The following is a 20,544-nucleotide window of genomic DNA, read 5'->3' as shown; positions in this document are numbered from 1 at the left end:
AAAACTATATCCGTTTATGGTAAAATGAAAGAAAAATTGAGGGGTATTAATTTGGAACCATTTGTACAAACTTCCGAATCATTTTTGTCGATAAAAGATTGGAATGAACGGCATCCGAATTTATTGGCTGGTTTTACAGCAAAAAACGGCGGTGTTAGCGAATTTCCGTTTCATTCGATGAATACAGCTTTCCATGTCAATGATATGGATCAAAAAGTGATGGAAAATAGGCGTATATTGGCTAATCAAATCCATTTTCCTGTGGAAACATGGATTGGAGCGGAACAAACACATGAATCAACCATTAGGAAAATAGACAGAAAACATGCAGGGCTGGGGTCTATGGATTACCAAACGGCATTAAAAGCAACAGATGGCTTATATACAAAAGAGACTGGTTTATTACTGACACTTTGCTTTGCCGATTGTGTACCTGTTTATTTCGTTGCGCCAACCCATCATCTAGTTGGGATTGTACATGCTGGCTGGAAAGGTACAGTTGCTGGCATCAGCTCATCGATGGTTCGTATTTGGGCGCAAGCTGAAGGTGTGCAACCTAATGAGATATATGCAGCAATTGGGCCATCTATTTGCCAAAACTGTTATACGGTCGACAAAAAAGTCATTAACTTATTAGAGGTTATACTAGAAGAACAGACAAAAACCGCTTATAATCAAATTATGGAGAATAAATATCAGCTTGATTTAAAGATTGCAAATGCTTTAATTCTTCAGAAAGCTGGTATTTTACCAGAGAATATCATGACAACCAATTTTTGTACAAGTTGTGATGATTCTTACTTTTTCTCTCACCGACGTGATCAGAGGAAAACTGGTCGAATGATGGGGTTAATCGGCTGGAAGGAGGAGTAAGAGGATGGAAGTAGCGAAAAACCTGCATATAATCCAAGAAAAAATAGAAAATGCTGCAAAACGTGTGGGTCGAAATCCAAAGGATATTCAAATTATTGCTGTTACAAAATATGTATCAACAAAACGTGCTCAGGAAGCCTTAGAAGCTGGTATTACAAACTTTGGGGAAAATCGCCCCGAGGGATTAATCGCCAAACAAGAGGGTATAAAAGAACAACTAGTGTGGCATTTTATCGGATCCCTTCAAACGAGAAAGGTGAAGACGATTATAGATCGTGTGGACGTTCTTCATTCTTTAGACCGTTTATCTTTAGCTGAAGAAATAGAGAAAAGAGCATCTCGCCAGATTGACTGTTTTGTTCAGGTAAATGTAAGTGGTGAAGATACTAAACATGGGATACAGCCTCAGGATGCAATAGAGTTTGTACAACAACTTGCTGGATTTGAGAAAATTAGGGTAATGGGACTTATGACGATGGCTCCTTTAACAGATGATGAAGAAGAAATACGTACATGTTTCCGTAAACTAAAAGAATTGCAAGTGAAGATACAAAATAGGATGTTGCAAAATGCCCCGTGCACAGAGCTTTCAATGGGTATGTCTAATGATTATGAGATTGCCATTGAAGAAGGTGCAACCATGGTTAGAATTGGAACGGCCTTGGTAGGGAATGAATAAGAAAGAGGTGTAAATGATGTCAATCGTATCGAAAATGAAAACATTTTTTGCGCTCGAGGATGATGAATATGAATATGAAGAGCGATATGTGGAGGAAGAAACAGTTCCGGCAAAAGTAAATAAACAAACTCAACAGCAACAGAAACAACAAAATATAGTGAGTCTTCAAAGTATACAGAAATCGTCCAAGCTAGTGTTATTGGAACCAAGAGCATATGCAGATGCTCAGGAGATAGCCGATCATTTGAAAAATCGCCGTGGTGTTGTGGTAAACCTGCAAAGAATCTCACCCGACCAGGCCAGAAGAATCGTTGATTTTCTAAGTGGGACTGTGTATGCAATCGGCGGTGATATTCAGCGTATTGGATCGAACATATTCTTATGTACTCCTGAAAATGTTGATGTTTCAGGTTCCATTTCTGGATATGCGCAAGAAGATGATCTGGAGGATATAAGGTGGTAAGTAAATAATGGATATGTTTTTTTATATACTTTATAAAGCAGTGGACATTTATTCCTGGGCCTTGATTATATACATATTAATGTCATGGTTTCCAAATGCAAGGGAAACAGGAATTGGGTCGTTTTTGGCACGTATATGTGAGCCATTTTTAGAACCGTTCAGGAGAATCATACCTCCGCTTGGCATGATTGATTTATCTCCGTTGGTAGCGATTCTTGTCTTAAATATGGCTAGAGTGGGAATCAGTGCGTTGTCAGGAATATTTTAAAGGTAATAGTCAGCTCCCTTTTAAAATGAGGGAGCTGACTTATTTTTAGCTGGAGGATGTAAATGAATATTTATCAGCATTTTCGTCAGGAAGAACGCGAATTTATCGATCAGGTGCTTGGATGGGTTGAGCAGGTACAGGTGCAATATGCGCCAAAATTAACGGATTTTCTTGATCCCAGAGAATCGGAAATTGTCAGAATGCTAATTGGTACGAATGAAGATGTCCGAGTTTCCTTTTATGGAGGAAACGAAATGGCCGAACGCAGACGAGCATTCATTTACCCGGACTATTATGAACCTCAAATAGAAGATTATGAATTAACCATTTATGAATTATTCTATTCTGCCAAATTTACTACGCTTCAGCATAGGCAAATCCTTGGCACATTGATGTCGGTTGGACTGAAGAGAGAAAAATTTGGTGATATTTGGATTGAAGGCGAGCGGGTTCAATTTGTTGTAGCCAAAGATGTTGCGTCTTACTTGGAAATGAATATTTCTAAAATAGGCAATGCAGGTGTGAAGTTTAAGGAAATTCCTTCAGACAAAGTCATGAGGGTGACTGAGCAATGGAAAGAGAGCCAGGTTACGGTTTCTTCCATGAGATTGGACACCATTTTGTCAGCAATTGCGAATATTTCCAGACAAAAAAGCCAAATGCTCGTTCAACAGGGGCGTGTTAAGGTAAACTGGAAACAGGTTGAAAATCCTTCGTATGAAATCAGAGAAAGTGATGTACTATCCGCGCGAGGAATAGGGAGAATGAAAGTTTTTTCTATTGATGGAAAAACGAAGAAAGATAAATGGAAAATAAAGTGTGGTATACAAAAATAATCAGGAATTTAGAAGGAATATCACCATTCGTGTCGAAAGCATAGTATAATAATTAAGAGAAGAATCAGTATTCGGAGGTGCAGTCTATGCCATTAACACCGCTAGACATACATAACAAGGAATTCGGCAGAGGATTCCGCGGTTACGATGAAGATGAAGTAAATGAGTTTCTTGACCAAATAATTAAAGATTATGAGTTGGTCCTTCGCGACAAGAAAGATTTGGAAGCGAAAGTAGAAGAATTGGAACAACGTCTCGAGCATTTCTCCAGTATCGAGGAAACACTGAATAAATCGATCGTCATCGCTCAGGAAGCTGGCGAAGATGTCAAACGAAATTCTCAAAAAGAAGCTAAACTGATTATGAAGGAAGCAGAAAAAAATGCTGACCGAATTGTCAATGAAGCTTTATCAAAAGCAAGAAAGATTGCCATTGAGATTGAAGATCTTAAAAAGCAATCTAAAGTATTCAGAATGCGTTTTAAAATGCTTGTTGAAGCCCAGCTTGATTTATTAAACAGTGAAGATTGGGATAAACTTCTAAAATATGACGTTGATGCCACGGAACTTGACATCGACCTGCATGAAGAAGAAATGTAAGGTCTTGACTTTTTCGTGAATTATTGAATATAATATTTTAACAAATCTAATCCAAATAACATGTTAAATCGAAGACGGGAACAGTACATCAGATCAATCTTTTTATAGCGAGCCGGGGAGGGTGGGAGCCTGGTAAAAGAAACTGAATGGAAGATCGTCCCTGAGTCTGCTTTTGAACCCACTTTAGTTGGCATTAAAAAGCGGCGAGTCATTCACGTTACGAATACCAAGAGGAGTATTGATAAGTCAGTATTCTAAAAGGGTGGTACCGCGGAAATCTAGCCTTTTCGTCCCTTTACCGGGATGAAAAGGCTTTTTTGTATTTATTTAGCAGTAATGTTCAACGGAAACTTAAGGAGTGAATGTAATGGAATTTAAAGACACATTATTGATGCCTAAAACGGAATTTCCGATGCGCGGAAATCTTCCTAAAAGAGAACCGGAAGTTCAGGCAGCTTGGGAAGAAAAAGATCTATATAAACTAGTACAGGAACGCACAAAAGATTTTCCTAAATTCGTGCTTCATGATGGACCGCCATATGCAAATGGCAACATCCATATTGGCCATGCGATGAACAAAATTTTAAAGGATTTTATCGTCCGTTTTAAATCCATGAATGGATTTAATGCTCCGTATGTGCCGGGCTGGGATACTCATGGTTTACCAATTGAAACAGCTTTAACGAAAAATAAAAAAGTAAATCGTAAGGAAATGACGATTGCGGAGTTCCGTAAACTTTGTGAGGAATATGCATATTCGCAAATCGATCAACAGCGTAACCAATTTAAACGTTTGGGTGTAAGAGGAGATTGGGAAAATCCATATATCACACTAAAACCTGAGTATGAAGCTGAACAAATCAAGGTTTTTGGAGAAATGGCGAAAAAAGGCTATATCTATAAAGGACTTAAGCCAGTTTATTGGTCTCCTTCAAGCGAATCTGCCTTGGCAGAAGCGGAAATCGAGTACCATGATAAGAAGTCAGCATCCATCTTTGTTGCATTTGATGTAAAGGACGGCAAAGGAGTAGTGGAAGAAGGGGCTAAGTTCATCATTTGGACAACGACACCTTGGACAATTCCTGCCAACCTTGGGATAGCTGTTCATCCACGCCTGGACTATGTGGTCGTAAATGTAGAAGGTACAAAATATGTTGTTGCTGAATCATTATTGCCATCTGTTAAAGAAACGCTCGGATGGGAGAATACAATTGTTGAAAAAACGGTGAAGGGCAGCGAATTGGAATACGTAGTTGCCAAACATCCATTATATGATCGCGAGTCACTTGTTATCTTAGGTGAACATGTAACAACTGATGCAGGTACAGGCTGCGTTCATACAGCTCCAGGACACGGTGAAGATGACTTTATCGTAGGTCAAAAATACAATCTTGGTGTACTCTGTCCAGTAGATGGAAAAGGACATATGACTTCTGAAGCTCCAGGATTTGAAGGGTTATTCTATGATAAAGCCAATAAAGAAATCACAGATAAGCTTGAGGAAGTTGGGGCCCTGTTAAAGCTTGATTTCATTACCCACTCCTATCCGCATGATTGGAGAACAAAAAAACCAACCATTTTCCGTGCAACGGACCAATGGTTTGCATCAGTAGCTGATATTCGTGAAGAATTATTAGACAAAGTTAAAGAAACTAAATGGGTTCCCGCTTGGGGAGAAACCAGATTATATAACATGATTCGTGACCGCGGAGACTGGTGTATTTCCCGTCAGCGTGCATGGGGCGTACCAATTCCAGTGTTCTATGCAGAAAATGGGGAAGCCATTATTACGGATGAAACGATTAAACATGTATCTGATTTATTCGGTAAATATGGATCCACTGTTTGGTTTGAAAGAGAAGCAAAAGATCTTCTTCCGGAAGGATTTACACATGAAGGAAGTCCAAATGGTCAATTTACAAAAGAAACAGATATTATGGATGTATGGTTTGACTCCGGATCCTCTCATCAATCTGTCCTTGAAGCAAGAGAAGAGTTGAGAAGACCGGCAGACTTATACCTTGAAGGTTCTGACCAATACAGAGGTTGGTTTAACTCTTCCTTGATCACATCTGTTGCTGCTTCTGGTGAAGCTCCTTACAAGGAAGTATTAAGCCATGGCTTTACCCTTGATGGAGAAGGCCGCAAAATGAGTAAGTCCTTGGGCAACACGATTGATCCATTAAAAGTTATCAACCAAATGGGCGCTGATATTCTTCGTTTATGGGTGGCAAGTGTTGATTACCAAGCTGATGTGCGGGTATCCGATAATATCCTGAAACAAGTATCTGAAGTGTATCGTAAAATCCGCAACACATTCAGATTCCTGCTTGGTAATCTGAGCGGCTTCAATGCGGAGCGCGATTCCGTTTCTTACGAAAATCTACGTGAAGTAGACCAATATATGCTGATTAAATTAAATGACTTGGTCCGTCAAGTTAAACAATCCTATGACAATTATCAATTTGCCGATATCTATAATGGCATTAATAATTTCTGTACACAGGATTTAAGTTCCTTCTATCTTGATTATGCAAAAGATATTCTTTACTGTGATGCAGAGAATGGTGAAGAAAGACGTGCCATCCAAACTGTATTGCATGAATGTGTTATGAAATTAGTTAAATTGATTGCACCGATTCTTCCGCATACAGCTGATGAAGTATGGAGTTTTATCGAGGATAAAGAAGCGATGAGCGTACAATTAACAGATATGCCAGCTGAAGAAAACTATGCAAACAGTACAGCTGTTAAAGCGAAATGGGATCATTTTATGGATGTACGTGATGATGTTCTTAAAGCACTTGAAGAAGCAAGGAATGCAAAGGTGATTGGTAAATCATTAAATGCAAAAGTAGCCTTGTATGTAAATGAAGAAACAAAAGAATTGCTTGAGGGCATTGAAGAAAGACTTGAACAATTATTTATTGTATCTGAAGTGGAAGTGGCCGGCTCCATTTATGATGCACCAGAAGAAGCTATTAAATTAGAACATGCGGCTATTGTCGTAACGAAAGCAACTGGAGAGACTTGTGAACGTTGCTGGAATATCAGTGAAGAAGTTGGTACGGTTGAGAAGCATCCAACTTTATGTGAACGCTGCTCCACAGTGGTCGATCAGGAATATCCGGAACTTGGATAAGTGGGTTTAATCATTCAGGAGTAAAGGTAGGCTGTAGACTAATCAGCGTGACCAAGAAAGCCATACTCATCTGATTCCCCTTAAGTATGAAGGATAAGTGCTTGTGCAGTTATGGATTTATGACTGACTAGGGAATAATCCATGGACTAAAAACAAGCGATATACACTCAGGAGCTCAGTTCTCACATAGGCCCTTTCATCATATCGAAAGGGCCTGTATTTTTGTAGAAGTTCTCATCATTTGTAAGATAGGCTACACTTTTTTTACGAAATGGATATTCTAATCAGGTAGGGGGCACATGAATGGTATCTATTTATTATGTGATTGCATTACTGATCATTCTAATCGACCAATTCACCAAATGGCTAGTTGTTAAGTATATGACTTATGGGGAAAGCATACCGGTTATTGAAAACTTTTTGTATATTACCTCTCACAGAAACCGCGGGGCGGCCTGGGGGATTCTTCAAGGGCAAATGTGGTTTTTCTATATCGTAACAACCGCGGTTATTATTGGGATAGTTTATTACATAAAGAAATACAGTGCCGATAAGTTGACGGGAGTATCCCTTGGACTTATCCTTGGAGGAGCTATTGGTAATTTTATCGATCGGATTTTCCGTAATGAAGTAGTAGATTTTGTGCATACGTATATATTCTCATATAGTTTTCCTGTCTTTAATATAGCTGATTCTGCTCTTTGTATAGGAGTTGGATTATTGGTGATTGCTATGTTTTTGGAGGAAAAAAGAGCTAAGGAGTTAAATAATGGATAGTCAAAAACTGAACGTAACAGAAGAACATAAAGGTGCAAGGCTTGATAAAGTCCTTTCCGTATTAAATGAAGAATGGTCACGTTCTCAAATCCAGCAATGGATTAAAGAAGGTAACATCCTGGTTAATGGAAATCAAATAAAAGCGAACTATAAATGCCAGCCAGGCGACACGATTGAAATCACACCATCAGAGCCAGAGGAACTTGATGTAGTGGCTGAGAATATTCCTCTTGATATTTACTACGAAGATGCTGATGTCATCGTGGTGAATAAACCAAAAGGTATGGTTGTACATCCGGCGGCGGGACATGGATCAGGAACATTGGTGAATGCCTTGATGTACCATTGTAAGGATTTATCTGGAATCAATGGAATTATGCGACCGGGAATTGTACACCGTATCGACAAGGACACTTCGGGATTGCTCATGGTAGCCAAAAATGATATGGCGCATGAGAAATTAGTTAAACAATTAACGGAAAAAACAGTTACACGGAAGTATAAGGCACTTGTACACGGTATCATTCCACATGATGCAGGTACGGTAGATGCGCCAATTGGCCGTGATAAACGTGACCGCCAAAGCATGACGGTAACAGATGAAAATTCACGCCATGCTGTTACTCATTTTCATGTTCTGGAAAGATTTAAGGATTTCAGCTTTATTGAATGCCAGCTTGAAACTGGACGTACACATCAAATCCGTGTCCATATGAAATATATTGGTTATCCGCTTGCCGGAGATCCAAAATATGGTCCAAGAAAAACACCGGATTTAAATGGACAGGCCTTGCATGCAGCCGTACTTGGATTTGTTCATCCGCGAACAGAAGAATATTTGGAATTTGAGGCACCTTTACCATCCTATTTTGTCGATTTTTTAGAAACTTTAAGAATTGACTGTTGACAAGGGGTTCAATCCTAAAGTAATATAGAAACAACTTAATAAGGTCCTTTAATACAGTCCTGTGAGGCTGAGAAGGTACGTGATAAACATATGGAGAAAGTCTATCTATTTTTCTATGGTTCATTATATCCTTTTGCCCACACGGCAAAAGGATTTTTTAGTTTTTTAGGAAAGGAATGATCAAATGTTAGAGAAAGCAACCTTACTTGATGAGAAGGCAATCTCAAGAGCATTAACGAGAATTGCGCATGAAATCATCGAGAAAAATAAAGGTGTTGGTGACTGTGTATTAATCGGTATACGCACCCGCGGTATTTTTCTCGCGAAGCGCCTGCAACAAAGAATTCATGAAATTGAAGGAGCGGATATTCCGGTTGGTGAACTGGATATCACCCTGTACCGGGACGACTTAAGTACAAAGACAAAGAGTGGAGAGCCACTTGTAAATGGGTCAGATGTTCCTTTTAGCTTGAAGGATAAAAAGGTCATTCTCGTCGATGATGTTTTATACACGGGCAGAACAGTAAGAGCAGCCTTGGATGCTCTTGTAGACATCGGCAGGCCTGCTCAAATTCAATTAGCTGTCCTGATCGACAGAGGGCATAGGGAGCTTCCAATCCGTGCTGATTATGTAGGAAAAAATATTCCTACCGCCAAAAATGAAAAAATTGTCGTCAAATTAAAAGAAATGGATGACGGTGAACAAGTCTCCATTTTCGAATAAATAATTCCTTTTTAAATTCAGTCCAGTGAGGCTGAAAAGGGGGAGAAAATGATTCTAAACCAATGCTTTAGAATCATCTCCCTTCGAAACTCATTATTTCTTCAGGGAGGCAACAATTATGACTTCATCAGAAACAGTAACCAATCCTCAAATTAGATACGATGTCAATGAGAAACCAACTCCGAAGCAATGGCTTATATTAAGTTTGCAGCATTTATTTGCCATGTTTGGCTCGACCATTCTAGTACCGATTTTAACCGGTCTTGATCCGGGAATTGCCTTACTAACAAGCGGTATTGGTACACTGGTTTATATCTTGATTACGAAAGGGCAAATACCAGCCTATCTTGGTTCATCCTTTGCCTTCATCTATCCTATCACCTTATTAAATGAAAGCAGCGGAGTTGGCTCTGCATTAGTAGGCGGATTTTTAATCGGACTTGTGTATGCACTTGTAGCCCTATTGGTTAAAAAACTGGGTACTAAAACGATCCTGAAATTCTTACCGCCTGTTGTTGTAGGTCCAGTCATTATGGTAATTGGACTGGGTCTTGCCTCAACAGCAGTCAATATGGCGATGTATGAAAATCCAAATGCTGAAGTGCTTGTTTATAGTACAAAACATATACTAGTAGCATTAATTACGCTAGCAATCACCATAACATGCTGTGTCGTCTTTAAAAACTTCTTATCGCTTATTCCAGTTTTGATCGGTATTATTGGCGGATATATTGCAGCCTGTTTCTTTGGAATTGTAGATTTCACTCCAGTAAAAGAAGCAGCCTGGTTCCAGCTTCCAAACTTCACAGTGCCATTCGTGGACTATACGCCAGCATTAACATGGGAGATTATTCTGATCATGATTCCAATCGCCATCGTTCCTATATCAGAACATATCGGTGATCAATTGGTTCTTGGTAAAATAGCGGGACGTAATTTTGTTGAGAAACCAGGCTTGCATCGTTCGTTATTCGGAGATGGAGTTTCTATCATGATTGCATCCTGTCTGGGTGGTCCTCCGAATACAACCTATGGAGAAAATATTGGTGTTATGGGCCTTACAAGAGTATTCAGTGTTTATGTAATAGGTGGCGCAGCGGTATTTGCGATCCTGTTCGGATTTATTGGTAAAATTTCTGCTCTTATTCAATCCATTCCATCAGCCGTAATGGGAGGGGTCTCCATTCTTCTTTTCGGTATCATCGCATCAAGTGGTTTGCGTATGTTAATCGATAGTAAAATAGATTTATCTAAAAATAGAAACTTAGTCATATCCTCTGTCATTTTAATCATTGGTGTAGGTGGAGCAATGCTCAAAATCACCGAACATGCCTCCATTTCTGGAATGGCATTAGCCGCCATTGTAGGTGTCATCTTAAATCTTGTGCTTCCAGGTAAAGAAACCAACGAGAGTCAAGGTTGATAATAGATCATCCAATTCATAGACAGGGATTAGGTTAAGTAGAATAATTCCAATATCGTATGGGATCATTCGATAAATAAACTAAAACCCTGATTCGTCAAAGCGAATTAGGGTTTTTTTTTAGAATATAGGAGGCTGGTTGACTATGAAACACTTGCTTACGATGACGGATTTATCGAATGAGGAAATTTTAAATTTGCTTTCGGATGCGGAGGCATTTGCTAGTGGGGAGACATGGACGCCGTCAAAAAGGCACTTTGTAGCCAATCTATTTTTTGAACCAAGTACGCGGACAAAAGTCAGCTTTGAAATGGCAGAGCGGAAATTGGGTCTCGATGTAATCCCGTTTGAAGTGCAAACATCGAGTGTGCTAAAAGGTGAAAGTCTGACAGATACAGTGAAAACTTTAGAGGCACTTGGAGTGGAAACGGTAGTAATTCGTCATACGGAAGATAATTATTTTGCAAATTTAATACAAAGTGGTGTATATTTATCCATAATGAATGCTGGTGATGGATGTGGTCACCATCCTACGCAATGTTTACTTGATTTAATGACCATTAAGCAGGAATTCGAAACGTTTCAAGGATTAAAAGTAGCTATTATAGGCGATATAAGACATAGTCGTGTGGCACGCTCAAATACAGAAACATTAACGAGGCTCGGTGCAAGGGTAGTATTCTCAGGCCCACCCAATTGGGCTAACTTTGTAGGTAGCACTATTGCGTATGAACCCATTGATGATGTCATTAAAAATTCTGATGTAGTGATGCTGCTCCGCATCCAGCATGAACGTCATACTGAGGAAATGCCGATTAGCAAAATGGAGTACCTAAACAGATATGGATTGACAATTGAAAGAGAAAACCGCTTGAAGAAAGGATGTATAATTATGCATCCAGCTCCGGTAAATAGAGGCGTGGAGATCGATGATTCATTAGTTGAATGTGAGCGTTCACGAATATTTAAACAAATGGAGAATGGAGTATACGTGAGAATGGCTGCTTTAAAAAAAAGTATCGAGCATAGGGAAGGAGCGGTAAATCATGAATACAATTATCAAAAGCGCGCGATTTTTTTCTGAGGATGGCAGGCAAGTGACCAAGGATATTTTAATCAAAGATGGAGTCATCATCGATATCCAGGATGAATTGCATAATCAGCAGGCAAAGATCATCAACGCGGATGGATACTTGCTTGCTCCAGGGTTTATTGATTTACATGTCCACTTAAGAGAGCCGGGCGGAGAGCACAAGGAAACAATTGAAACGGGTACAAAAGCTGCTGCAAAGGGTGGTTTTACAACGGTTGCTGCTATGCCGAATACACGTCCTGTTCCGGATTCAGCCGAACAAATGCATTGGTTAAATACTAGAATACGAGAAACAGCAAGCGTAAGGGTATTGCCCTATGCCTCGATTACTGTGCGAGAACTGGGAAATGAATTAACTGATTTTGATGCTCTTAAGAGTTCCGGAGCATTTGCTTTTACAGATGACGGTGTCGGTGTTCAATCAGCTGGAATGATGCTTGAGGCGATGAAAAAAGCTGCCAAGCTTGATATGGCCATAGTTGCCCATTGTGAGGAAAATACGTTAATTCAGAAGGGATGTGTACATGAAGGAAACTATTCGAGGGAACATCATTTACCTGGTATCCCCTCAGTTTGTGAGGCTGTGCATATTGCAAGGGATGTTTTACTGGCTGAGGACGCTGGATGCCATTATCATGTCTGTCATATCAGTACAAAGGAGTCTGTAAGAACCGTACGTGAGGCTAAGAGGGCGGGTATTCGTGTTACAGCAGAAGTAACGCCCCACCATCTGTTATTGTCTGAAATGGATATAAAGGGGCTCGATCCCAATTTTAAAATGAATCCTCCTTTAAGAGGTGAGGATGACAAAATGGCTTTAATTGAAGGTTTGTTAGATGGAACGATTGATTTTATCGCAACCGATCACGCGCCCCATACAGAAGAGGAAAAATTACAGAACATTGAGCTGGCGCCGTTTGGCATTGTTGGCTTGGAGACAGCCTTCCCGCTGCTGTATACATATTTGGTGAAAAAGGGAGTAATGACCCTGAAACAATTAATTGATTTCTTAACAATCAAACCAGCGGAAGCATTCAACCTTGAATACGGAAAAATGAATATAGGGATACCGGCAGATCTCGTCCTGCTTGATTTAGAGGAGGAACAAGTGATTAATCCAGAAACCTTTCTTTCTAAAGGAAAGAACACCCCATTTGCGGCCGTGAGCTGTCAAGGCTGGCCTGTAATGACGATGGTGGAAGGAAATATAGTTTGGCAGAAAGGAAGATGATCTGAAGATGAAACGACAATTAATTTTAGAAGATGGAACTATTTTTATCGGTGAAGCATTCGGTGGAGAGAGCGATAAAATAGGAGAGATTGTATTTAATACAGGGATGACTGGCTATCAGGAAATTTTATCGGACCCATCCTATTGCGGCCAGATTATTACGATGACCTACCCTTTAATTGGCAATTATGGAATCAACCGTGATGATTTTGAATCCATTACCCCCAGCCTCAGTGGTTTAATTGTGAAAGAAGTGGCTGACTTTCCTTCTAATTGGAGAAGTGACTTTTCACTGGATGAATATATGAAATTAAAAAACATTCCCGGAATCGCAGGCATTGATACAAGAAAATTGACAAGGATGATCCGTGAAAAAGGGACGGTAAAGGGTGTTATTTGTTCAGTAACAAAAGATGCAGAAACAATGCTTCATCAAGTAAAAGCAACGGTACTTCCACGGAATCAGGTTCAGAAAGTTTCTGCCAAAAAAGCGTATCCAAGTCCAGGACGCGGTTATCGAGTAGTCGTGGTGGATTTTGGAATGAAGCATGGAATACTAAGAGAATTAAATAATCGAGATTGTGATGTAATCGTTGTCCCTTATAACACGACTGCTGAAGAAATACTGACACTCCAGCCGGATGGGATCATGCTGACCAATGGACCGGGAGATCCTAAAAATGTTCCGGAAGCGATTGAAATGATAAGAAAAATTATCGGAAAAGTTCCAATGTTCGGGATATGCCTTGGGCATCAGCTATTTGCTCTGGCATGTAATGCTGAAACTGAAAAATTGAAATTTGGGCATCGTGGCTCTAATCACCCAGTTAAAGATTTAACAACAGGTAAAGTAGCATTGACATCACAAAACCATGGATACACCGTAAAGGATGAGTCTATTGAGCAAACGGATTTGGAAGTTACCCATATTGCTTTAAATGATGGCACGATAGAAGGGTTAAAACATAAATATCACGAGGCGTTTACAGTGCAATATCACCCGGAATCATCCCCTGGCCCAGAAGATACAAACTATTTATTCGATCAGTTTATCACAATGATTGAAAGATCCAAGCTAAAGGAGACGGTAAAATGAGTAAACGCACAGATATTAAATCGATTTTGGTTATTGGATCCGGACCAATCGTCATTGGTCAGGCGGCAGAATTTGATTATGCAGGTACGCAAGCATGCCTGGCATTAAAAGAGGAAGGCTATCGTGTCATTTTAGTAAACTCCAATCCGGCTACGATTATGACAGACACGGAAATTGCTGATGCTGTATACATTGAGCCACTAACGTTAGAGTTTGTCAGCAAAATCATCCGTAAAGAACGCCCTGATGCCCTGCTGCCGACACTTGGAGGGCAAACCGGATTGAATCTGGCTGTAGAACTGTCCCAATCTGGAGTGCTTGAGGAATGCGGTGTAGAAATTCTGGGAACAAAGCTATCTGCAATTGAACAAGCTGAGGACCGTGAACTATTCCGAAGTTTAATGAAAGAGCTTAGTGAACCGGTTCCTGACAGTGCGATTATTCATACGTTGGAAGAAGCCCAGGTTTTTGTTGAAAGGGTGGGATATCCAGTAATCGTACGCCCCGCTTATACTCTTGGAGGAACAGGCGGCGGAATCTGTTCAAACGAAGAAGAATTACATGAAATTGTTGCAGGTGGGCTAAAGAGCAGTCCGGTAACCCAGTGTTTGCTGGAAAAAAGCATTGCAGGGTACAAGGAAATTGAATATGAGGTCATGAGAGACTCAAATGATAATGCGATTGTTGTTTGTAATATGGAGAATATTGATCCTGTCGGAATCCATACTGGGGATTCGATTGTAGTGGCACCGAGCCAAACGTTGAGCGATCGCGAATATCAATTATTGCGCAATGTTTCGTTGAAAATTATCCGTGCTTTAAAAATTGAAGGAGGCTGTAATGTTCAGCTTGCTCTCGATCTGGATAGTTTCAACTACTATATTATTGAAGTCAACCCACGGGTAAGTCGTTCATCTGCTTTAGCATCAAAAGCAACCGGCTATCCAATCGCGAAGCTTGCAGCTAAAATTGCAGTTGGTTTGACACTAGACGAGATGATCAATCCCGTTACGGGTAAAACCTTTGCCAGCTTTGAACCGGCACTTGACTATGTTGTAACAAAAATACCACGCTGGCCTTTTGATAAATTTGAGGAAGGTAATAGAATCCTAGGAACACAAATGAAAGCAACCGGAGAGGTAATGGCGATTGGTAGAACATTCGAGGAATCCCTATTAAAAGCAATTCGCTCCCTTGAGGTCGGGATCTTGCACTTTGAATTACCGAAGGGAGAAATGGTCACAAATGAAGAAATAGAAAACCAAATTAAAGTAGCAACGGACGAAAGATTATTTTACCTTGCTGAAGGGTTGAAACGTGGATTAACGATTGAGGAGATTCATAAATGGTCGGGAATTGATCTATTCTTCCTGCATAAGTTCTCAAAAATCATCGAAATTGAGAAAAAAATTAAACAGGCTCCATTTCATCCGGAATGTACACTCGAGGCCAAGAAACTTGGATTTTCTGATCATCGTTTAGCTAGTCTTTGGAACAGCTCTGAACTGGAAGTGTATCAGTGGAGGATAGAAAATCAAATTAAACCTGTTTTTAAAATGGTGGATACATGTGCGGCTGAGTTTGAATCTGAAACACCTTACTTTTATTCCAGTTATGAGGATGAGAATGAGTCAATTGTAACACCCAAAAGAAGTGTGGTCGTACTTGGTTCAGGACCGATTCGAATCGGGCAGGGAGTAGAATTTGATTACGCAACGGTTCATTCCGTTTGGGCGATTAAAGAAGCCGGCTATGAAGCAATTATTATTAACAGTAATCCGGAAACGGTCTCGACGGACTTTAGTATTTCTGACAAACTCTATTTTGAGCCATTAACGATTGAAGATGTCATGAATGTAATAGATTTAGAGAAACCAGAAGGAGTCATTGTGCAATTTGGCGGCCAGACTGCCATTAATCTTGCCTCAGCTCTTGTAGAAAGAGGAGTTAAGATACTAGGTACATCTCTTGAAGATGTTGATCGTTCTGAGAATCGTGATATGTTCGAGCATGCCTTAACAGAATTGAATATCCCGCAGCCAAAAGGAAAAACAGCCCTGTCAGTAGATGAGGCAGTGAAAGTGGCTGATGAGATTGGATACCCTATTTTAGTAAGGCCTTCCTATGTTCTTGGCGGAAGAGCGATGGAGATCGTAGATGATCGGGAGGATTTGCTTCACTATATGAAAAATGCTGTGAAGGTAAATCCAAAACATCCGGTTTTAATCGACCGATATTTAACAGGTAAAGAAATTGAAGTAGATGCGATTTCCGATGGGGAAACAGTTGTCATCCCTGGAATAATGGAGCATATTGAGCGGGCTGGTGTCCATTCAGGTGATTCTATTGCTGTCTATCCTCCGCAAGATCTATCAGAGGAAATAAAAGGGACAATCGTAGATTATACGATTAAACTCGCAAAGGGTTTAAATATCATTGGGCTGTTTAATATCCAATATGTTGTTTCCAACAATGAAGTATATGTGATTGAAGTAAATCCTCGTTCAAGCAGAACGGTACCGTTTTTGAGTAAAATCACGAATGTCCCGATGGCGAACTTGGCTACTAAAGTTATTTTGGGCCAAAAGCTTCAAGATTATGGGTTTGAAAATGGGCTCGTACCTGAAAAGGCGGGTGTATACGTGAAAGTCCCTGTATTTTCATTCGCTAAGCTTCGCCAAGTTGAAATTACGCTTGGTCCGGAAATGAAGTCAACTGGTGAAGTGATGGGGAAAGACAATACATTGCAAAAGGCACTATATAAAGGTTTGATTGCGTCAGGAATTCATATTAAACAATATGGATCTGTTCTCTTGACAGTGGCAGATAAAGATAAAGAAGAAGCAGCAAGACTGGCGGAACGCTTCAATGAAATCGGCTATCAAATTATAGCGACAGAGGGGACAGCGCAGGTACTGGATCAAGCAAATATCCCGTGCCAAATTGTTGGGAAAATTGGCAGTGAAGAGCCTAATTTATTGGATATGATTCATAATGGCAAAGCACAGTTGGTGATCAATACTTTTACGAAGGGCAAACAGCCTGAACGTGATGGTTTCCGGATTCGCCGGGAATCAGTTGAAAACGGGATTCCATGCTTGACTTCATTGGATACCGCCAATGCCATTTTAACCGTGTTGGAATCATTAACCTTTTCCACAACAAAAATGACTCATATGGAAGCGGCCAAGGAGGCAATCAGCCTATGATTCAAAAAGAAATGATGACCGTCATCAGCCACAATTCGATTGCTCCTAACATATATGAAATGACCATGGAGGGGACACTTGTCTCCTCCATGACAATGCCCGGGCAATTTGTACATATTAAAGTATCGAATGGAATGGATCCTTTGCTCCGCAGGCCAATCAGTATATGCCAGGTTGATCCTGAGCAATCCCGTTTCACGATTGTTTACAGAGTAGAAGGAAAAGGAACCAGAATTCTTTCTGAAAAAAGGCCTGGGGAAAAAGTGGACGTAATTGGCCCGCTTGGTAATGGATTTCCGGTAGGAGAAGTAAGCCGGGGAGGCAAGGCACTTTTGATTGGCGGAGGGATTGGGATACCGCCATTATTGCAGCTTTCACGGGACTTAATGAAAAAAGGTGTATCTGTAAGTCACATTTTGGGTCTTCGTACGGCAAAAGATATTTTTTATGAAAAAGAATTTGCTGAACTAGGGGAGACCATTATTACAACAGAGGATGGCACGTATGGAACAAAAGGGTTTGTAACGAGCGTTTCAGCTCCCTTTGATAGTGATGTGGTGTATACATGCGGTCCAACACCAATGCTGAAGGCGGTTATGGAGAAGTATAAGGGAAAAAAGATGTTTATCTCACTTGAAGAGAGAATGGGTTGCGGGATAGGAGCCTGCTTTGCCTGTGTATGCCGTACACCGGAAAATGGGTACCGGAAGATCTGCAGTGATGGCCCGGTATTTCGTTCTGAGGAGGTAGTTATATGAATAATCCATTGAGCATACAGCTGCCCGGATTAGATTTGAAAAATCCGATTATGCCGGCATCAGGTTGTTTCGGCTTTGGCAAGGAATTTAGCCAGTTTTATGATCTCGGCAAACTGGGTGCAATCATCATTAAATCAACTACTCTTGAACCGCGTTTTGGGAATCCGACCCCAAGGGTTGCGGAAACGAATGCAGGAATGCTGAATGCCATCGGGCTTCAAAATCCTGGTTTGGATAAGGTGATGAATGAGGAGCTTCCCTGGCTTGAACGTTTTGACGTGCCAATCATTGCAAATGTGGCAGGAACGATGATGGAAGATTATGTGGAAACAGCGAAACAAATCAGTAAAGTTTCAAATGTCCATGCTCTTGAATTGAATATTTCCTGTCCGAATGTGAAATGCGGGGGAATTCAATTCGGTACCGATCCGACTATCGCTAAAGAGTTAACAAAGGAAGTTAAAGAAGTATCCTCTGTGCCAGTCTACGTTAAATTATCTCCAAATGTAAGTGATATTGTTTCGATTGCGAAGGCAGTAGAAGAGGGCGGTGCCGATGGGCTGACGATGATTAATACCCTTATCGGAATGCGTATTGATCTTAAAACTGGGAAGCCCGTTTTAGCGAATCGGACCGGTGGCTTGTCTGGACCTGCCATTAAACCGGTTGCGATTCGAATGATTCATGAGGTGAGTTCACATGTTTCAATTCCCATCATTGGCATGGGTGGCATAGAAACAGCAGAGGATGTGATTGAATTCCTTTATGCAGGAGCGAGTGCAGTTGCGGTTGGAACAGCAAACTTTATTAATCCGTTTGTAATGTCTGAGATTATTGATGATCTGCCGGAACTTCTAACATCGCTTGGCATTGATCATATATCGGAATGTATAGGAAGGAGCTGGAGAAAGAATGCGCAATACACCGGTCATCGCGCTTGATTATCCGAATAGAGAGCTTACTCTGCATTTTTTACGAGAATTTAAGGATGAAAAATTGGCTGTCAAAGTAGGTATGGAGCTTTATTACGGAGAAGGTCCGTCCATTATTACCGCGATTAAAGACTTAGGGCATGACATTTTTTTGGACTTAAAATTACACGATATTCCCAATACGGTAGGGAAGGCGATGGAGAGAGTGGCAAGTTTGGGAGTCGATATGGTTAATGTTCATGCAGCAGGCGGAAGAAAGATGATGGAATATGCGCTGGAAGGTCTTGAGAAGGGAACGGTTTGGGGCGAAAAAAGACCGCTTTGTATAGCTGTTACGCAATTGACGAGTACAAGTGAAGAACAGATGCGAAGAGAGCAATTAGTTCAGGCAACATTGGCCGAAAGTGTCATTCAATACAGCCGATTAGCAAAAGAATCGGGCCTTGATGGCGTGGTTTGCTCCGTGCATGAAGTACAACAGATTAAAAAACAGCTTGGTCCGAACTTCTGTACAGTCACACCTGGAATTCGTCTTGCCGAGGATGCCACAGAGGATCAGAAAAGAGTAGGTACCCCATTTATGGCTAGTGAGCAGGGGAGTGATTATATCGTAGTGGGCAGAAGTATTACCATGGCTGAAAATCCGGTAGCGACTTATCATGAGATAGTAAAAGAATGGGAGAGATCAATGTGAAAAGACAAATAGCGGAACACTTATTATCTATTCATGCTGTGTCCTTACAGCCAAGCAATCCTTTTATATGGGCATCCGGTATCAAATCCCCCATCTATTGTGATAATCGATTAACGATGTCATATCCGGAAGTTCGGAAGGACATAGCAAAAGGATTGACTCAATTAATTACTGAAAAACTCCCTGAAACAGAAGTGGTTGCTGGAACAGCCACGGCAGGAATCCCGCATGCTGCTTGGGTAAGTGAACGGATGGAATTGCCGATGATTTATGTTCGTTCAAGTGCAAAGGGCCATGGAAAAGGAAATCAGATTGAGGGAAAAGTGGCAAAGGGGGATAAGGTAGTCATCGTAGAGGATTTGGTTTCGACAGGCGGCAGTTCAATTGCGTGTGTCCAAGCACTACGTAATGTCGGTTGTGATGTACTTGGGGTTGTATCGATTTTTACTTATGAAACGGAAAAAGCCAAGCAAGCATTTGCTGATATCGAGATTCCGTATTATTCCTTAAGTGATTATTCAACTCTTATTAATGTCGCAGAAGAACATCAGTATGTGACAAAAGAAGATTTGAATAAACTTCGCAAATGGAAGCAAAACCCTTATGATGAAAGCTGGATTCTTTAAATCTATACCGAACCGCCTGGATAAAGTCTAATCAATAGGGTTTTATCCCTATATTTTTATAGATGCAAGCTCCATTCTCTTTGCACTGCTAATAGTACCTATAAATATCTAAAATAGGCTGACTAATATCCTCTTCACTTTCATTATAATTATTTTGGAAATCAATAATCCGCCTATTTACAAGATTGTTAAATCTATTTATAATTTAAGTAAT

At 40.5% G+C, this 20,544-nt stretch carries 19 protein-coding genes and 1 other annotated feature; all 19 genes read left to right on the top strand.

Going from position 1 to position 20,544, the window contains the following annotated elements; translation table 11 throughout:
• Positions 1-51 precede the first annotated feature (51 nt).
• Positions 52-873 (top strand): peptidoglycan editing factor PgeF, encoded by an 822-nt coding sequence (gene pgeF / locus AC58NB_RS04015; RefSeq protein ID WP_497425523.1) that lies wholly within the window; start codon positions 52-54, stop codon positions 871-873.
• A 4-nt stretch (positions 874-877) separates the two neighbouring features.
• Complete coding sequence (locus AC58NB_RS04010; protein WP_497425522.1) at positions 878-1,552, top strand: YggS family pyridoxal phosphate-dependent enzyme; 675 nt, start codon at positions 878-880, stop codon at positions 1,550-1,552.
• A gap of 16 nt (positions 1,553-1,568) precedes the next feature.
• Positions 1,569-2,015, top strand: a complete 447-nt coding sequence (locus AC58NB_RS04005; protein ID WP_497425521.1) for a cell division protein SepF — start codon at positions 1,569-1,571, stop codon at positions 2,013-2,015.
• Between the two features lie 7 nt (positions 2,016-2,022).
• Positions 2,023-2,283, top strand: a complete 261-nt coding sequence (locus AC58NB_RS04000; RefSeq protein ID WP_497425520.1) for a YggT family protein — start codon at positions 2,023-2,025, stop codon at positions 2,281-2,283.
• A gap of 62 nt (positions 2,284-2,345) precedes the next feature.
• Entirely contained in the window at positions 2,346-3,119 is a 774-nt protein-coding gene (locus AC58NB_RS03995; RefSeq protein ID WP_497425519.1) for a YlmH family RNA-binding protein, read from the top strand.
• Positions 3,120-3,205: 86 nt separating this feature from the next.
• Entirely contained in the window at positions 3,206-3,718 is a 513-nt protein-coding gene (locus tag AC58NB_RS03990; protein ID WP_497425518.1) for a DivIVA domain-containing protein, read from the top strand.
• Positions 3,719-3,780: 62 nt separating this feature from the next.
• Positions 3,781-4,016: a binding site (T-box leader), on the top strand.
• Positions 4,017-4,085: 69 nt separating this feature from the next.
• Positions 4,086-6,860, top strand: coding sequence for an isoleucine--tRNA ligase (ileS, locus tag AC58NB_RS03985; RefSeq protein ID WP_497425517.1), 2,775 nt, complete (start codon positions 4,086-4,088; stop codon positions 6,858-6,860).
• 303 nt (positions 6,861-7,163) lie between these two features.
• Positions 7,164-7,637 (top strand): signal peptidase II, encoded by a 474-nt coding sequence (gene lspA, locus AC58NB_RS03980; protein WP_497425516.1) that lies wholly within the window; start codon positions 7,164-7,166, stop codon positions 7,635-7,637.
• Positions 7,630-8,544, top strand: coding sequence for an RluA family pseudouridine synthase (locus AC58NB_RS03975; protein WP_497425515.1), 915 nt, complete (start codon positions 7,630-7,632; stop codon positions 8,542-8,544). Before lspA ends, AC58NB_RS03975 begins: the two co-directional genes overlap by 8 nt.
• Positions 8,545-8,728: 184 nt before the next feature.
• Positions 8,729-9,268: a bifunctional pyr operon transcriptional regulator/uracil phosphoribosyltransferase PyrR gene (gene pyrR / locus AC58NB_RS03970; protein WP_497425514.1), complete on the top strand. Its 540-nt coding sequence runs from the start codon at positions 8,729-8,731 to the stop codon at positions 9,266-9,268.
• A 118-nt stretch (positions 9,269-9,386) separates the two neighbouring features.
• A complete protein-coding gene (gene uraA / locus AC58NB_RS03965; RefSeq protein ID WP_497425513.1) occupies positions 9,387-10,691 on the top strand; it encodes a uracil permease in 1,305 nt (434 codons plus the stop codon).
• 145 nt (positions 10,692-10,836) lie between these two features.
• On the top strand, positions 10,837-11,775 hold the full coding sequence (locus AC58NB_RS03960; protein ID WP_497425512.1) for an aspartate carbamoyltransferase catalytic subunit: 939 nt from the start codon (positions 10,837-10,839) through the stop codon (positions 11,773-11,775).
• Positions 11,738-13,015, top strand: a complete 1,278-nt coding sequence (gene pyrC, locus AC58NB_RS03955) for a dihydroorotase (RefSeq protein ID WP_497425511.1) — start codon at positions 11,738-11,740, stop codon at positions 13,013-13,015. The genes AC58NB_RS03960 and pyrC overlap by 38 nt, the downstream gene beginning before the upstream one ends.
• Positions 13,016-13,022: 7 nt before the next feature.
• Positions 13,023-14,111 (top strand): carbamoyl phosphate synthase small subunit, encoded by a 1,089-nt coding sequence (locus AC58NB_RS03950; RefSeq protein ID WP_497425510.1) that lies wholly within the window; start codon positions 13,023-13,025, stop codon positions 14,109-14,111.
• Positions 14,108-17,320, top strand: a complete 3,213-nt coding sequence (carB, locus tag AC58NB_RS03945; RefSeq protein ID WP_497425509.1) for a carbamoyl-phosphate synthase large subunit — start codon at positions 14,108-14,110, stop codon at positions 17,318-17,320. Before AC58NB_RS03950 ends, carB begins: the two co-directional genes overlap by 4 nt.
• Positions 17,320-18,078 carry a dihydroorotate dehydrogenase electron transfer subunit gene (locus AC58NB_RS03940; RefSeq protein WP_497425552.1) on the top strand — a complete coding sequence of 253 codons (759 nt, stop codon included), beginning with the start codon at positions 17,320-17,322 and terminating at the stop codon, positions 18,076-18,078. The genes carB and AC58NB_RS03940 overlap by 1 nt, the downstream gene beginning before the upstream one ends.
• Entirely contained in the window at positions 18,075-19,019 is a 945-nt protein-coding gene (locus tag AC58NB_RS03935; protein WP_497425508.1) for a dihydroorotate dehydrogenase, read from the top strand. The genes AC58NB_RS03940 and AC58NB_RS03935 overlap by 4 nt, the downstream gene beginning before the upstream one ends.
• Positions 18,991-19,704 (top strand): orotidine-5'-phosphate decarboxylase, encoded by a 714-nt coding sequence (gene pyrF / locus AC58NB_RS03930; protein WP_497425507.1) that lies wholly within the window; start codon positions 18,991-18,993, stop codon positions 19,702-19,704. Before AC58NB_RS03935 ends, pyrF begins: the two co-directional genes overlap by 29 nt.
• Positions 19,701-20,330, top strand: a complete 630-nt coding sequence (gene pyrE, locus AC58NB_RS03925) for an orotate phosphoribosyltransferase (protein ID WP_497425506.1) — start codon at positions 19,701-19,703, stop codon at positions 20,328-20,330. Before pyrF ends, pyrE begins: the two co-directional genes overlap by 4 nt.
• Positions 20,331-20,544: the final 214 nt, after the last annotated feature.

The sequence above is a fragment of the Pradoshia sp. TA40_28 genome (assembly GCF_059694525.1).
Note: the sequence above shows the minus strand (reverse complement) of the source record. Positions and strands in the feature narration are given on the sequence as shown.

Coding starts and splice junctions, on each gene's coding strand:
- AC58NB_RS04010 (WP_497425522.1), top strand. CDS start 878: ATGGAAGTAGCGAAAAACCTGCATATAATCCAAGAAAAAATAGAAAAT.
- AC58NB_RS04005 (WP_497425521.1), top strand. CDS start 1,569: ATGTCAATCGTATCGAAAATGAAAACATTTTTTGCGCTCGAGGATGAT.
- AC58NB_RS04000 (WP_497425520.1), top strand. CDS start 2,023: ATGGATATGTTTTTTTATATACTTTATAAAGCAGTGGACATTTATTCC.
- AC58NB_RS03995 (WP_497425519.1), top strand. CDS start 2,346: ATGAATATTTATCAGCATTTTCGTCAGGAAGAACGCGAATTTATCGAT.
- AC58NB_RS03990 (WP_497425518.1), top strand. CDS start 3,206: ATGCCATTAACACCGCTAGACATACATAACAAGGAATTCGGCAGAGGA.
- ileS (WP_497425517.1), top strand. CDS start 4,086: ATGGAATTTAAAGACACATTATTGATGCCTAAAACGGAATTTCCGATG.
- lspA (WP_497425516.1), top strand. CDS start 7,164: ATGGTATCTATTTATTATGTGATTGCATTACTGATCATTCTAATCGAC.
- AC58NB_RS03975 (WP_497425515.1), top strand. CDS start 7,630: ATGGATAGTCAAAAACTGAACGTAACAGAAGAACATAAAGGTGCAAGG.
- pyrR (WP_497425514.1), top strand. CDS start 8,729: ATGTTAGAGAAAGCAACCTTACTTGATGAGAAGGCAATCTCAAGAGCA.
- uraA (WP_497425513.1), top strand. CDS start 9,387: ATGACTTCATCAGAAACAGTAACCAATCCTCAAATTAGATACGATGTC.
- AC58NB_RS03960 (WP_497425512.1), top strand. CDS start 10,837: ATGAAACACTTGCTTACGATGACGGATTTATCGAATGAGGAAATTTTA.
- pyrC (WP_497425511.1), top strand. CDS start 11,738: ATGAATACAATTATCAAAAGCGCGCGATTTTTTTCTGAGGATGGCAGG.
- AC58NB_RS03950 (WP_497425510.1), top strand. CDS start 13,023: ATGAAACGACAATTAATTTTAGAAGATGGAACTATTTTTATCGGTGAA.
- carB (WP_497425509.1), top strand. CDS start 14,108: ATGAGTAAACGCACAGATATTAAATCGATTTTGGTTATTGGATCCGGA.
- AC58NB_RS03935 (WP_497425508.1), top strand. CDS start 18,075: ATGAATAATCCATTGAGCATACAGCTGCCCGGATTAGATTTGAAAAAT.
- pyrF (WP_497425507.1), top strand. CDS start 18,991: ATGCGCAATACACCGGTCATCGCGCTTGATTATCCGAATAGAGAGCTT.